Here is a 14249-nt window from a genome sequence, read left to right on the forward strand (position 1 = left end):
GAGGCTCTTCGTAATGTGGATGTGGCGATCGGTGCCGTGGGACGGCCGGGCGACGGGGACGACCGGAGGACGCACGTGATCGACATCAGCGGCATCGGCGCCTTCCTCGGCCTGGACGTCGGCAAGGGCGAACACCACGCCACCGCCGTCACGCCGGCCGGGAAGAAGGCCTTCGATAAGCGGCTGCCCAACAGTGAGCCCAAGCTCCGCGAGGTCTTCGGGAGACTGCAGGCCAAGCACGGGACCGTGCTGGTCGTGGTCGACCAGCCGGCCTCCATCGGCGCTCTGCCGCTCGCAGTCGCGAGGGACATGGGCTGCCCGGTCGCCTATCTGCCCGGGCTGACGATGCGACGGATCGCTGATCTCTATCCGGGCGAGGCCAAGACTGATGCCCGCGACGCGTTCGTCATCGCGGACGCGGCCCGCGTCATGCCCCACACGCTCCGCTCGGTCGATCTCGAGGAGGAAACCATCGCCGAGCTGGAGATGATCGTCGGCTTCGACGACGACCTCGCGGGTGAGGCAACCCGGATCAGCAACCGTCTCCGCGGCCTTCTCACGCAGATCCATCCGTCGCTGGAACGGGTCCTGGGCCCGCGAGTGCAGCATCCGGCGGTGCTCAAGCTCCTCGACCAGTTCGGTTCCCCAGCCCAGATCCGCAAGGCCGGACGCCGTCGCCTCGTGACCTTGATACGTCCCAAGGCGCCGCGGATGGCCGAGCGGCTGGTCGAGGACATCTTCACGGCTCTGGACGAGCAGACCGTCGTCGTCCCGGGCACCGACGCGGCCGCATTGATCGTCCCCAGCCTCGCCAACTCTCTCCAGGCAGTGCTTGACCAGCGAAAACTCCTCGCAGCCCGGATCGAGGAACTGCTGGAGCTCCACCCTCTTTCCAAGGTCCTGACGTCCATGCCGGGGATCGGCGTCAGGACCGGAGCCCGCATCCTCATCGACGTCGGCGACGGCAGTTCGTTCCCGTCCGCCGCTCACCTCGCTGCCTATGCCGGCCTCGCCCCGACGACCCGCAGTTCCGGTTCGTCGATCCGCGGCGAGCAACCATCCCGACGCGGAAACAAGCAGCTCAAACGGGCCTTCTTCCTCTCCGCGTTCGCAGCCCTCGCCGACCCGGCCTCCCGGGCCTACTACGACAAGAAGATCAGCCAGGGCAAACACCACACCCAAGCACTCCTCTGCCTCGCCCGACGACGAGCCGACGTCCTCTTCGCCATGCTCCGAGACGGCACCTTCTACGAACCCCAGACCGCCCCATCACCTTGACCAAACCCATAGGGGCACCCCCCCCACACACGAAGTGGAGAGCAGGCTCCGGAAGGCGATGGCGCAGAGCTGCGCCCCGGCTTCCTGTACGGCCTGTTCGACCAGCCGAGCGACGCGATCCGCTACGGGGAGTTCACTCTGTGGGCCCACGGGGCGGCAGCCTGGGCAGGAGCCGCGTAGCTTACGGGCACGACAGGGCCCGCACAGCACATCGGCTGTGCGGGCGCTGTCGTGCCCGTGGCCGGCTGGCGAGCTTCTCTTTTTCTGCTGCTTCGGCTTGCCCCGGTCGTCGTTCAGCTCGATGGTATCGAGGGTGATCTCGAGGCCGGGCAGCTCGGCCTGATCGCCGCACTCGTAGCTGTTGGTGGTCTGGCACTTCCCGTCGACCGGATCCGAGCAGATGAACACCTTATCCACGTCGAGGTCGACGACCACGAGCACGGGGATGTCGGCATCCGCGTACGCGAGGGGCTTCTCCCTCCCGGTCCCGGGTGTCGTAGCCCCACGAGGTGATCTCCGTCGCCATCAACACACCGCCTGCGACGGACCATTCCCCGACCCGGAGAAGTGCTTCCGGCGGAGGCGCGGACCCCGTCGGGCCGGGTGCACCCCTTGCGGTACGTCTCGACGTTGAAACCGCCACCAGGAACAAACTCGACCTGGAAGGCGACGAAGGACTCCTCGAAGCGGCAATCCCGGAGATACATCTGGCCGTCCGCTCTACGACGTGCCGCCGGTACATGCAGGGCCCACTCAGGGCCCGTGAATCCTGCGAGTGACCTACCGTAGACGCCAGCAGGCCCCCGAAATGATGTCCCGGGAGCCTGCCGATACGGACTTCGGTTATGGGGCTTTATCGGTGCCGTCCGGCTAACCCCCGGCCTGCGCTCGGCGGCCGACAGCAACCAGAGTGATGGCACCGATAGCACCGATCGGGAGTTCGGTGCGTCGAGCGATCCAGGAAGCGGCGTCGGCGTAGGCAAGAGAGCCCTCAGGCTTGGCGCCAGAGGCAGGAGGGTGAGGTGGCAGTACCGATCTCTGGGCTGCTGGAGGACGATGCGGTCGGGGTGGGCTCCCCAATGCCGGTTGAAGGACGAGCCGGTCGGCATGGGCTGAGCGGTGGGGTCGTCGGTTAATTTGGCCGTCAGCTTCCCGGTCGATTCCTCGGTGGGCTGGGACGTGGCCATGTCGGAAAGGCCCCCGCGATCTCGATACCGCCCTCCGTGCTACTTGCCGGTTCATATGATCGTCGCGTGGGTCATGTGCCAGAGTGCACGAGACCGCCCTACGAGACTCATAGTGCGGGTGGCCGTCTTTGCGGCTGGATGGAGTAGCGGGGGTGCGTTGGTGAGCCAGGAAGAACCTAATGCCGGCATGTACTTGCGGCAACTCGGTATAAAGAATTTCCGGTCGTGCTACGACATCGAGGTCGGCTTCCAACCCGACATCACTTTGCTCGTGGGTGAGAACAACTCCGGTAAGTCCAACGTCATCGAAGCGCTCCGGCTGGCCACTACACCGCTGAACCGCCGAGCTACGCGCTGGTTCGATGAGGTCGACCTGTCCCACGGTCGCGAAGGCCAGGAAGCTCAGTTTCGCGCAACGTACGACGGCCTGGCGAGCCGCCGGGGGCATGCAAGACCCGGGACCACTCCCAGACCTTCCCCTCCCACGCCAGCTACTCCGCCTGGGGACCACCAGGACCAAGATCCGGACCATTTCCGGACCGGCCCCCGCCAAGGAGCCGCACCAACTGCCGTTCCCCTGGTCAGCATGGGTTCAACTGCTGTACCACCAGAAGACGAAGAACCTTTATTGCAGCTATTCCCCGAAGGCAGTTGGGTTCTTCTAGAGCGCCAAGTCGAGCTCCCGGAAAGGAAATTACCCTCCCGAAGCCAGCTCCAGAGCGTCACCCACCGACACTGGGTCATCACGCTAAGCACCGAACAGGGTCGCTCGGTCGCGCCTCCCGGACCAGTGACGGCAGCCGTGCGCCTGGCGTGGTACGTCAACCCACCCCAGAGTGGAGGGGACCGATTACCCGGCGGGCTGTCAGTGGCTGCGCATAACCAAGGGCAAGCTCCACGGAAGCCCCGAGTGCCGCACGCTGCGGTCTGCCGACTCCGCGAACCAGGTCGACTTCCCGTTCGGCGAAGCCGTCGAGCGGCTCTGTGCGAACTGTCGGTGACCTCTGTCCACGGACAGCCCGATCCTGCCGCTCGGCGTAGCGGTGAGCGAGGTGGACTCTCTCACCACCTGGCTCGACAGGGAGCCCAGGGACGAGGAGGACATCGAGGCCGGGCGCGACGAGGAACGGGAACGCTACGACCGCGCCCGTAACTTCCGCTCGGACGCCACTCGCATTGGCGCCGACTGCACTCCTACCTGGCACGGAGCAACGACGCATTGACCGAGTACCCGTTCCTCGCTCCGTGGGCCGACGGGCTGCAGAGTCGGCTCACCGCCGTCCTCGACGCAGGGCGTCGGGCCTTCGCGGCACTCGTCCAGCCGGCCAGCGCCTTGCTCCCGACGGCAGCGCGCTCCCCGCAGAGGTGCTGCTCGAGCAGTGGGACCACGAGGGCCTCAGCCCCTCTTGTGCCGTCGGTACGGTCGAATGGTCTGAACCAGTACCGGGAGTCAGACCGCGGCGAGCTCCTGCTCGCGGTCCGGCGTCGTGACCTTGGGCTTCTTGTTCGGCAGCGAGAGCCGGAAGACCTTGTGCCACGCCGAGTACACCTGCTTGGGCAGCGGCCCGGTGACGTACTTCAGCTCGTACTTCTCGAACAAGCCGCGCACCTTCACCGCGACCTCGGCATACCGGTTGCTCGGCAGGTCCGGGAACAGGTGGTGCTCGATCTGGTGCGACAGGTTGCCGGTCATGAAGTGCATGGCCTTGCCGCCGCTGATGTTCGCCGAGCCCATCATCTGGCGCAGGTACCACTGGCCGCGCGTCTCGCCCTTGATCGACCGGCGCTCGAAGACCTGCACGCCCTCGGGGAAGTGCCCGCACATGATCACCGAGTGGGACCAGATATTGCGGACCAGGTTCGCGGTGAACGTGGCGGCGAGCGTGGTGAGGAACGACGGGCCCGAGAGGAGCGGGTGGATCACGTAGTCCTTGAGCACCTGCTTGCGGATCTTGCGGCCCACGGCCCTGGCCCGCGCGCGGAACTCCGGGTTCTTGCGGCGGCGCTTGTGCAGGTTCCTGCCGAGATCCAGGTCGTAGGCGGCGATGCCGTACTCGAAGAAGCAGGCGTTGATGAAGTTCCACAGCGGCTGGCCGAGGTGGAACGGGTACCACTTCTGGTCCTCGTCGACGCGCATGATGCCGTAGCCGAGGTCGTTGTCCTTGCCGATCACGTTGGTGTACGTGTGGTGCAGCTCGTTGTGCGAGTGCTTCCACTGCTCGGCCGGCGAGACGTGATCCCAGTCCCAGGTGGTGGAGTGGATCTTCGGGTCCCGCATCCAGTCCCACTGGCCGTGCAGGACGTTGTGGCCGATCTCCATGTTCTCCATGATCTTCGCCACGGACAGGCCGGCGGTGCCGATCAGCCACGCGGGCGGGAAGATCGAGAACAGTAGGACGCCCCTGCTGACCAGCTCGAGTTTGCGCTGTGCAGAGATGACCTTGCGGATGTAGGCGGCGTCCTTCTCACCGCGGCCGGCGATCACCTCGTCGCGAATCGCGTCCAGCTCGCGGCCGAGCTCCTCGATCTGCTCCGCGGTCAGGTGGGCGGTGGGGTCGATGGCGGTCAAGGTGCTCCTACCGTTCGATCTCGCAGGGGCCCGCCGCGGCGGACACGCAGGTCTGGATGAGGACGCCCGGCCCGGCCTCGGTGATCTCGCCGGTGCGCAAGTCGCGGACGGCGCCCGCCGTGAGCGGCGTGACGCAGCCGAAGCAGATGCCCATGCGGCATCCGGACGGCATGAGCACGCCGGCCTCCTCGCCGACGTCCAGCAGCGGCGTGGCGCCGTCCGCGTCGACGGTCTTGTTGGTGGTGCCGAACGTGACCTCGCCACCGTCGCCGGTGACGACGACGCCGGAGCGAAAGCGTTCGGTGTGCAGGCGCTCCGGGACGCCGTGCTCGGTCCAGTGGTCCTCGGCGGCGTCGAGCAGGCCCGCGGGCCCGCACGCCCAGGTCTCGCGCTCGGCCCAGTCGGGGACGAGTTCGCCCAGACGGGCGATGTCGAGCATGCCGTCCGTGTCGGTGTGCAGCTCGGTGAGACGCAGCTTCTTGTCGGCGACCAGGTCGTGCAAGTCGCTGCGGAAGATCACGTCGTGCGGCTTCGGTGCGGAGTGGACCATCACGACGTCGTCGAAATCGATGTCGCGCAGCATGCCCATCACCGGCGTGATGCCGCTGCCGGCCGTCAGGTAGAGCACCTTGGCGGGTTTGGCCTCCGGCAGCACGAAGTCACCGGTCGCCTGGTCGAGCTGGATCAGCATGCCGGGTTGCGCCATGCGGACCAGGTGGTTGCTGACCTTGCCGTCCGGGATGGCCTTCACGGTGATCGTGATCCGGCCGTCCCGGCGGTTTGTCGGCGAGGTGACCGAGTAGGCACGCCACAGGCGCACCCCGTCGACGTCGACCCCGATCCGCACGTACTGACCGGCTGTGTGGCCGCGCCAGCCCCGTCCCGGCCTGATCACGATGGTCGCGGCGTCACCCGTCTCGGGGTGCACGGCCTCGATGCGCCCCCGCAGGTCAGCGCCCGCACGCAGCGGGCTGACCAGGTCGAGGTAGTCCGACGGCAGCAGCGGCGTCGTGACCATCTCCAGCAGTTTCCACGCCCTGCTGCGGAGGGCTGTACTCGTCATGCCTCCAGCTTGCTGCGCCTGAAGGGGTAAAGTCCTGACCGCAGGACGTAAATCTGATCGGCTAAATTGTTCGCAAGGAACAAAAACGTGAGCCATGCAAGCCGGAGGGCCACCGAGCTGGCCCTGGATGAGACGACGGTCACCGCGCTGCGGGCCGCGCTGAGGACCACCGCCGACGAGGTCGTCCAGGCGATCATCGACGAGGTCCCGCCCTACGCCAACGCCCTTTCGGGCCGCATGGGCGCCACCATCCGCCGAGCCGTCCGCACCGCCCTGGGCCTCTATCTTGACCTCGCGAGCGGAAACGCCACGGGCGGCGACGCCGGCGACGCGGCCTACGAACTGGGCCGCGGCGAGGTCCGCGACGGCCGTTCGATGGACGCCCTGCTCAGCGCCTACCGGGTCGGCGCCCGCGTGGCCTGGCGAGGCCTGGCCGCAGGTGCCGTCCCCGCGGGTCTGCCCGCCGCCCAGGTCGCCAAGTTCGCCGAGCTGACCTTCGCCTACATCGACGAGCTCTCCGCCGCGAGCGCCTCGGGCCACGCCGACGAACTGGCCGCGCGGGGCCGGGCCCACGAGCGCCACCTGGAACAACTGGCCCGCGACCTCCTCTCCGGCGCGAGCCCGGACGTGCTCCTTGCCGCTGCTGGGCGGGCCGGGTGGCAGCCGCCGATTTCACTGACCGCAGTCCTGCTGCCCGCCGCCCAGGCCCGGCCGGCCTACCGCACGCTCGACCCGGGCACCCTTGTCCTCGACGATCTGCCGGACGCTTCCGGCGTGCTGCTCGTCCCCGATGCCGACCGAGCACATCTCCTGAGGCAGCTGCCCGACCGCACCGCCGTGGTCGGCCCGGCCCGGCCGTGGACGCGTGCGTCCGCCTCGTACGCACGAGCCGTACGCGCGCTCTCCCTCTCCTCCAACATCCGCGACACCGAGGACCACCTGCCCGAGCTGGTACTGAGCGCCGACGCGGACGCGTTCGCTGACCTGCGTGCCCGAGCCCTCGCACCGTTGCGGACCTTGCCGGCCGCGACCGCGCGGCGGCTCGAGGAGACGTTGCGGGCGTGGCTGCTGCACCAGGGCAGGCGGGACGAGGTGGCGGCGGCGTTGTTCGTCCACCCCCAGACCGTTCGGTACCGGATGTCGCAGGTGCGGGAGCTGTTTCCGGATCTCGGGTCGCCGCACCGGGTTCTCGAACTGACGCTGGCGGTCGGTCTCCGGGTGGGCTGACCCGCTCTTCGACCGTCCACGACCGTGTCCTCGAACGGTCCAGGAATCGCGCCTCGCCCTCGGTGCGATCAGCCCGCTGATGCGGCCCGGGGAAGAACCGTACGAGTCGGCCAAGACTGAGAGTTGCGGAGCACCCGCACGCTTCTACGCGGCCGGACGGCTCTGTGATGACCACCGACCATAGGAGAGTTGGCGGTACATCGGCGGACCAACCCGAGGTGCGGCGCTCGGCTGACGGCCAGTGAAGTCTTGGCGCCGACTGCACTCCTACCTGGCACGGAGCAACGAAGCAGTGCCCGAGTACCCGTTCCTCGCTCCGTGGGCCGACGGGCTGCAGAGGTGATCACGCGCTCTCGGCCAGCCGGTGGCCCGACGGGTGCGGGTTCGGCACGAGCGAGGCCGCTCCGGTCGAGCGGGCGTACTCGGTGGGAGTCTGACCGTAGTGCTTCTTGAAGGCTCGGGTGAAGTGACTGCCGTCCGCGAACTGCCAGTGCGCAGCGAGTTCTGAAATGCTCACGCGCCCTGACGGCGCGGCGAGGACGAGCCGGGCCTCATGCAGTCGCCGGTGGCGGATGTAGGCGGTCACCTGCTCACCCACTGCGGCGAACGCCCGGTGCAGCGTACGGACGGAGACGTTGAGTTCACGTGCAAGCATGGCCGGAGAAAGTTCCGGGTCAGCGAGCCGACGGTCCGCGAGGTCCTTGGCGGCCTGGGCGAGCGCGGGAGCCATCCGGGGTTCTACGTCGTCGAAGCGCCCCTTCACCACCGCCTTGGTCAGCTCGATCAGCGTGTTCTGGGCAGCCAGTACACCGGCCGGACCGAGGTCGGCCACGGTTGCGTGAATCATGTCGGTAAGGGCCGTCAGCAAGCGCATCTCGGCCGAGTCCACCGGCCCGGTGATGACCCGGTTCCCAAGCAGGGGTTTGAGCTCGCCGGGAGGCAGGACGAGAAACTTCGCCGTCAGGTGCGCCGTCGTATCGAAGGCCGTAAGGCGCCCGAGGTGCCGGACGAGGAACTGCCCGGTCGACACCGTCTGGTCGCCGTAACCGGGCGGGCCGCCCAGAGTCCATGAGCCGCTCCGCACGACGTACATGGCAATCAGATCCTGATCGCCGCCCGGAACGTCCGCGGTCCGGGTTGCCGACGCGGCGTGAAGATCAGCGATCGCCGCGCCGTGCACCTTGGCCACGTTTCCCTTGACCCGGAAGTCACCGGTCGTATCCGGGTTGAAGGCGGGAAGTTGGAAGACATCGTCGCCGACCTGCGTCTCCCACCCGCGCCGGAACACGTCGAGCCCCCGCGGTGCGGAGCCCGGGGCGGTCGAGTCCACTGCGAACACCCCGCGCGGGCCGTCGACCTCCGCTCCAGTACCGTGCATCCCTCTGCGGTCCTCTCGTACTTCATCACTTCAAACGCCGTCCTGGGATGATCGTTTTCCACAGGACGGCGCCTCGCCTCATATGGGCACCCTGTCAATCTTCCTATAGACGAATCGCATTGCAGCAGCCGAGAGGCCGAGCCGATGCTTCTGATCCGGCGGGATGAGCTCATCCCCCGCTCGATCGTCGATCACGGTCGTGCGGTGAGGCATGCGTCTCGTGGAGTGATCACCAGCGACCGGAGAATCACCGCGCTGTCAGCCGACGTGATCGCTGAAATCGGCATCGAGGTGGGCCGTTGGGGCAGGCACCGCATTGGACCGACCAAGCTCTGCTGCCCCACGGTGACGGAGGAGCGCCCGGCCCGGTGGACGCCAGTGCGTACCTGCACGCGGGTACCTCCTGGTACAGCCGGACGCGTGGGCTGACCCGTTGACCAACGAGCAGTCAGCGGGCGATCGAGATCGCGAAGGGAACAAATCCGCTGGAGCGGATGACGTGCGGTACGAAGAGGATGGCAGCCTCGGTGGCGCGGGCGGTCTGGATTCCACCGAGGTCGGTGATCCATTCCTTGTGCCAGCCGAGGTCGACGAGCAGGTCACGGACAGTGTGCTTGGCGTGCGGGTCGTCCCCGGAGAGGAAGGCGGTCGGCGTCTGGGTGAGAGTGGATGGGGCCGTCATGACCGGGAAGAGCATGGTGTTGAGCGTCTTGACGACGTGTGTTCCGGGGAGTGCTTCCTGGAGCTGTTCGCCGAGGCTCGAGCCGGGGTAAACGAGGCCGACGGGCAGTCCGTCCGGTCCGTCGACGGTGGCGTTGGAGACGTCGATGAGGATCTTGCCGTGCATCTCTTCACGCAGGGCGGCGAGACGTTCCAGGGAGCCGGAGCCCGGGGTGGCGTTGATGACGATCCGGACCGTGCGGGCGGCATCGGCGGCGGCGCCGGGCGCGCGGTCCACCGCGGTCACCTGGTGGCCTGCCCGCGTGAGGGCTGTGGCCAGGTTGCCGCCGACGCGGCCGTTTCCGAGAACTGCGATCGTGGTCATGGTGATCTGGTCCTTGCGTGGGTACGGGTCGTGGTGCAGGTTGTGGTTCAGGTGGTGGCGCGCGGTCAGCGGGAGAGCGTGGCGACGGCCTCAATGTGGATGCCGGGCGCGGTGGCCAGGAAGCTCTCGCTCTGCGGGGTCCAGGGCCGGCCCTCGGCGTCGGAGATCCGTCCGCCGGCCTCGGTGACGAGCAGCGCCCCGGGCAGCAGGTCCGCCCGGGCGCCGGCGAACTGCCAGAAGGCGTCGATCCGGCCGGCGGCCACGTTCGCCAGGTGCAGGGTCGCGGGCACGGCGGTGCGGACGACGAGCGCGTCGAAGAGCATCGCGGTGATCGAGGAGCCGACGCGCCGCACGACCTTCTCGTCCTCGTCCGGCCGGGCCTGGCTGGTGGCCACGATGCTCAGGCCGAGATCCGCGGTCGGGGAGACGCGCAGCGGCCGGCCGTCGAGGTGGGCGCCGGCGCCGGTGAGCGCGGTGTAGGTCTCGCCGGTCAACGGCAAGTGGACCACGGTGAGAACCGGCAGGTTGTCACGCACGAGGGTGACCGTCACCGCCCATTCCGGCAGTGCGTGCAGGTGGTTGACGTTGCCTTCGGACGGATCCACGACCCACCACTCACCGGACGGCAGCGCCCCGCCGGCCAGTTCGTCCTCCACCCAGCCGGCGTCCGGGCGCAGGCCGCTGAGGCGGGGTCGCAGGATGTCCAAGGCCGTGCCGTCGTTGGCGGCGAGCGCGCGCATCAGTTCTTCGCGGCTCTCGTAGCGGACCACCTCGCCGAAGCGCTCTCGGAGCGCCGAACCGGCCGCGCGCACCGCGATCACGGTCTGGTCGAGCAGGTCGCCGTCGGAGGTGGCGATGCCAGTGGTCTGAAGCGTTTCGGACATGGTGGTGCTCCTGTCTGAGGAAGGTGATGAGGTCGGTCGGGCCGAACTGGGCGTTGCTACCGCGCTCGACGCACTGCCGGAAGGGGCTCGACGCACTGCCGGAAGGGGCAGTGCGGCCGGGGTGGCCGCGCGCTCCTGCGTAACCGCCACCAGGACGAGCAGGAGTCCACGCCGCATCCGGCGCACGAAGGGGGATGAAGCGCCGTGGGCACGGCAGAAGGCTCAACCGAGCAGTTCGGCAGCCCGTTCGGCGATGGCGTAGACGGTCGCGTTGGTGTTGGCCGAGGGGATGAACGGCATCAACGAGGCGTCGGCGACCCGCAGTCCGGCGATCCCGTGTACACGAAGGTCCGCGGGGTCGACGACGGCATCGGCGTCGGTTCCCATGCGGCAGGTGCCGGTGAAGTGGAAGTAGGGGCCGGTAGCCTTGCGGATGAACTCGTCCACGGACTCACCGATCGCCCCGGAGCCCGGCACCGCCTCCTGCTTGCGCCAGTCGGCGAACGCGTCTGCCTCCCCGATCCGGCGTGCTACTGCCAGGCCCTTGCGCATGACCTCCAGGTCACGGTCGTCGCTCAGGTAGCCGGGGTCGACGACGGGAGCACTGGCGGGATCGGCATCCGCCAGGCGCACGGTACCGCTGCTGTGCGGCGCCATCGCGGAGAAGGCGATGGAGTATCCGCTGGCCGGCGCCTGGCCCCATGCCGACGGGAGGGGTGCGGCGACGACGTAGACCTGAAGGTCCGGCCGGGCCGCAGCGGGACCGCTGTAGAGCAGCCCCATCATTTCTGCCGGCGGGTTGGCAGGAAGGAACGGTACGGGCCGGCTGGCCTCGTACACCACGCCCGCCATCGGATGGTCCTGCAGATGGGATCCCACACCCGGCAAGTCGGCGACGATGTCGATGCCGTGTTCGCCGAGGTGTCGTGCCGGACCGATCCCCGACAGCATCAGGAGGTGCGCGGAACCGATGGCCCCCGCCGTCAGTACGACCTCGGCGCTCCCGACGGACAGGTGCTCGCCACCCACGCTGTACTCGACGCCGATGCAACGGCCGGCGATGAGGCGCAGCCGCTGCACCGTCGCTTCCGTGACGACGTCCAGGTTCGGCCGGTCGAGGAACGGACGGATGTAGGCGTCGGACGCGCTCTGGCGGACGCCGCCGGGCAGATTCATGTCACTCCAACCGAACCCGGTCTCCAGCCCGCCGGTGATGTCATCGGCGCGCGTGAACCCAGCCTGCACCGCGGCTTCGACGCCCGCCGTGGCCAAGGGATGGGGTTCCGGAACCGGCGCGACCAGGACCGGCCCGTCCGCACCCCGTGTGGAGCCATCACGACCGCGAGTGCTCTCGCTGCGGCGGAAGTAGGGCAGCAGATCGTCGAAACCCCAGCCTGGAGCACCGAGTCCGGGCCACTCGTCATAACCTGAGCGGTGCCCCCGCAGGTGGTAGAGGCCATTGATGCTCGACGATCCGCCGAGCGCCTTGCCGCGCAACACGTCAGCGACCCTGCCCGTACCGGCCTGCACGGTCGAGACGCCCAGCCAGAGGGATGACGGGTCGAACCCCAGGAACCCCCAAGGAGATGCCATCGCCGCGGTCGCGTCCCGGGCTCCCGCCTCCAGCAACAACACCCTCACGTCGCGGCGTTCCGACAGCCGGGAGGCAATCACGCACCCCGCTGTCCCCGCTCCCACAACGACATAGTCATAAGGACTCTGGCCCATCATGTCTCCGCTTCCCACGGCAGCTCTGTCCGACCACCGGGTCTCAGGAAATAGCTCCTCGACGGTCAAAGAGCTGATTGCTTGCATGTACTAAAGGGGCCGAACAATTGGGATGGTTCTCTTCAGATCGGCCCTGTGCCCCGCTCGTCCGCCTCCGGGGTCGGCACGCAGAAAGCGTTGAACCAGCTGATCAGCAACGCGCGGGCGTCATTGGAACAAGGCCGCCCGGAGGCAGGTTGTGCGCGCTGGCGGTGCTGACGGACACCGAGGCGGCCCGACGGCAAACGATGACCTTGATCCGACGGACCTGGGCGCGCCCGGTCCAGCTACGGCCGATCACCCTGCCGGGGATGCCCATGCAGGCGCCGGTACCTGCGATGACGACCATGCGGCTGGGGCTCTCTTGTTTCACGATCTTCTCGTTCTCCGTGTGCACCCGTCCAGGAACAGCCCGGGTTTTCCCTTCTGTCGTCGAATCCTAGGAATACCGATGCGGCACGCACTTGAACCTCCGCGCCGTTCGCTCGGAACCTCAGCGCCATACGAGTGGCGAGACGGTCGCCGTCACACAGCACCGGGTCAGGCTGCCCGTACGCGGGTCGAAGTGCCCGGGGAGGCACTCACAGAGGTTCCCACCCCATGCCGGCTTCACCGCCAGGGAGCAGCGGGACCAACAGCCGGACCAATTCCGGACCAGCCCCCCACCAAAGAAGGCGCCTGACCTGGGCTTTGCCCGGCAGGCGCCTTCCGCGCGACCTTCAGTCGGGTCAGGCAGCGACCTGACCAGGTGGAGTACGCCCTATGGGACACGCCAGACATTGGCGAACGCCGCGTTTTCGATGGAACGCCGCTGGCTCACGGCCTCCAGCTCCATCACCGCGTCGTTGGCTATCGCCAGCACGGTGGTCACCGCTTCATCCTCGATGACCGGTTCGTTCACGTGCTCGTCCTCGGAGGGGTCAGCAGCAATGCCCACTACCGCGGCGAGGGCGACGAGGACGGGCTCGCCCCCCTCCCAGCGGCTGCGGGCCCGGCGCCGAACGGGCGTTTCAGCAACTTCCAGGCGGTCGTGTCCGAAAGGCAGCAGGCCTCGGCGTCCGCGCGTCAGCTGGCCGGCCTCTTCGAGGGCGGCCTGGTAGGCCGCGGACAACTCCCGGCCGCGGCGCCACAGCCAGTCCTCGACCCTCTCGTAGGGCACCTGCCGGATGAGCGCCGATGAGGCCTCGGCCACGAGCTCGTCGTGCGGCGCATGCAGCCCGCCCGGCACGATGGAGTCGCCGTCCAGGGAAGCGGCCTGCGCAGCGAGGAGATCGATGAGCTCGGCGCCCGCGAGCGCGAGCGACAGATCGCCCTGCCCGACGTCGGCCTCCGGCCGTCGGTCCATGGCGATGATGAACAAGTCTTTCGCCGTGCTCATGAGCGCTCTCCTCGAAGACTTCAAAAATGGGCACCGCCGATCACGGCCCTGTAGTCGCGCCAGCGCCCGCGCTGACTCCTCGCCGCCCTGTCGCCGCAGACAAACCAAGGGCTCACAAAACCAACCGGGGACCCTGTGGCATTGGCGCGCACCCGGGGCGCCAGGTCCGTGCCAATGGTGCGACAGCGTGCTGTCAGTCCTTGAAGACGTCCTTGATCTTTTCCTTGGCCTGGCGGGCGTCGCCCTTGGCCTGTTCGGCGCGGCCTTCGGCGGTCAGGCTCTCGTTGCCCACCAGACGGCCGCCGGTCTCCTTCACCTTGCCCTTGGCCTGCTCGATCTTGGCCTGGGCCTTCTCATCACCGGACATGGTCATCACTCCAAGCGGTAGAAAACCTTGACGCCAGCGCGTATGCCCCACCTCCGGCACGTAAACATCGACCACCGTCGGCGGGGATCGCCACTCTCCGCGACCA

At 68.1% G+C, this 14249-nt stretch carries 13 protein-coding genes and 1 pseudogene; 4 read left to right on the plus strand and 10 right to left on the minus strand.

The window, feature by feature from the left end:
- The first annotated feature begins 75 nt into the window (after positions 1-75).
- Positions 76-1278: an IS110 family transposase gene (locus tag OG389_RS05555; protein WP_328303536.1), complete on the plus strand. Its 1203-nt coding sequence runs from the start codon at positions 76-78 to the stop codon at positions 1276-1278.
- On the opposite strand, the gene OG389_RS05560 is transcribed toward OG389_RS05555, so the two are convergent.
- The gene (locus tag OG389_RS05560) at positions 1270-1713 is read right to left on the minus strand and encodes a hypothetical protein (protein WP_328297340.1); all 444 of its coding nucleotides are present in this window, start codon (positions 1711-1713) and stop codon (positions 1270-1272) included. The two genes, OG389_RS05555 and OG389_RS05560, sit on opposite strands and share 9 nt — an antisense overlap.
- 939 nt (positions 1714-2652) lie before the next feature.
- Between OG389_RS05560 and OG389_RS36715 the strand changes: the two are divergent.
- Together OG389_RS36715 and OG389_RS05565 are read left to right on the plus strand one after the other, a co-directional pair.
- Positions 2653-2802 (plus strand): annotated as a pseudogene (locus OG389_RS36715) (AAA family ATPase); the annotation flags it as partial.
- A 715-nt stretch (positions 2803-3517) separates the two neighbouring features.
- On the plus strand, positions 3518-3688 hold the full coding sequence (locus OG389_RS05565; protein WP_328297341.1) for a hypothetical protein: 171 nt from the start codon (positions 3518-3520) through the stop codon (positions 3686-3688).
- A gap of 227 nt (positions 3689-3915) precedes the next feature.
- Here OG389_RS05565 and OG389_RS05570 read toward each other — a convergent pair whose 3' ends face one another.
- Together OG389_RS05570 and OG389_RS05575 are read right to left on the minus strand one after the other, a co-directional pair.
- Complete coding sequence (locus tag OG389_RS05570; protein ID WP_328297342.1) at positions 3916-5034, minus strand: fatty acid desaturase family protein; 1119 nt, start codon at positions 5032-5034, stop codon at positions 3916-3918.
- Between the two features lie 7 nt (positions 5035-5041).
- Positions 5042-6097 (minus strand): ferredoxin reductase, encoded by a 1056-nt coding sequence (locus OG389_RS05575; protein ID WP_328297343.1) that lies wholly within the window; start codon positions 6095-6097, stop codon positions 5042-5044.
- An 87-nt stretch (positions 6098-6184) separates the two neighbouring features.
- Between OG389_RS05575 and OG389_RS05580 the strand changes: the two genes are divergently transcribed.
- Positions 6185-7324, plus strand: a complete 1140-nt coding sequence (locus tag OG389_RS05580) for a PucR family transcriptional regulator (RefSeq protein WP_328297344.1) — start codon at positions 6185-6187, stop codon at positions 7322-7324.
- 343 nt (positions 7325-7667) lie between these two features.
- Here OG389_RS05580 and OG389_RS05585 read toward each other — a convergent pair whose 3' ends face one another.
- From OG389_RS05585 to OG389_RS05615, 7 genes are all read right to left on the minus strand, one after another.
- Entirely contained in the window at positions 7668-8654 is a 987-nt protein-coding gene (locus tag OG389_RS05585; protein WP_328297345.1) for a helix-turn-helix domain-containing protein, read from the minus strand.
- Between the two features lie 496 nt (positions 8655-9150).
- Complete coding sequence (locus OG389_RS05590) at positions 9151-9747, minus strand: NADPH-dependent F420 reductase (RefSeq protein ID WP_328297346.1); 597 nt, start codon at positions 9745-9747, stop codon at positions 9151-9153.
- Between the two features lie 65 nt (positions 9748-9812).
- On the minus strand, positions 9813-10631 hold the full coding sequence (locus OG389_RS05595) for an inositol monophosphatase family protein (protein ID WP_328297347.1): 819 nt from the start codon (positions 10629-10631) through the stop codon (positions 9813-9815).
- 222 nt (positions 10632-10853) lie between these two features.
- On the minus strand, positions 10854-12359 hold the full coding sequence (locus tag OG389_RS05600; protein WP_443059415.1) for a GMC family oxidoreductase: 1506 nt from the start codon (positions 12357-12359) through the stop codon (positions 10854-10856).
- Between the two features lie 190 nt (positions 12360-12549).
- Positions 12550-12795, minus strand: coding sequence for a hypothetical protein (locus OG389_RS05605; RefSeq protein WP_328297349.1), 246 nt, complete (start codon positions 12793-12795; stop codon positions 12550-12552).
- A 363-nt stretch (positions 12796-13158) separates the two neighbouring features.
- A complete protein-coding gene (locus OG389_RS05610; protein ID WP_328297350.1) occupies positions 13159-13776 on the minus strand; it encodes a GOLPH3/VPS74 family protein in 618 nt (205 codons plus the stop codon).
- A 193-nt stretch (positions 13777-13969) separates the two neighbouring features.
- Positions 13970-14143, minus strand: a complete 174-nt coding sequence (locus OG389_RS05615; protein ID WP_328297351.1) for a CsbD family protein — start codon at positions 14141-14143, stop codon at positions 13970-13972.
- Positions 14144-14249 lie beyond the last annotated feature (106 nt).

Source organism: Streptomyces sp. NBC_00435, from assembly GCF_036014235.1.
In the GTDB taxonomy this organism is placed as follows: domain Bacteria; phylum Actinomycetota; class Actinomycetes; order Streptomycetales; family Streptomycetaceae; genus Streptomyces.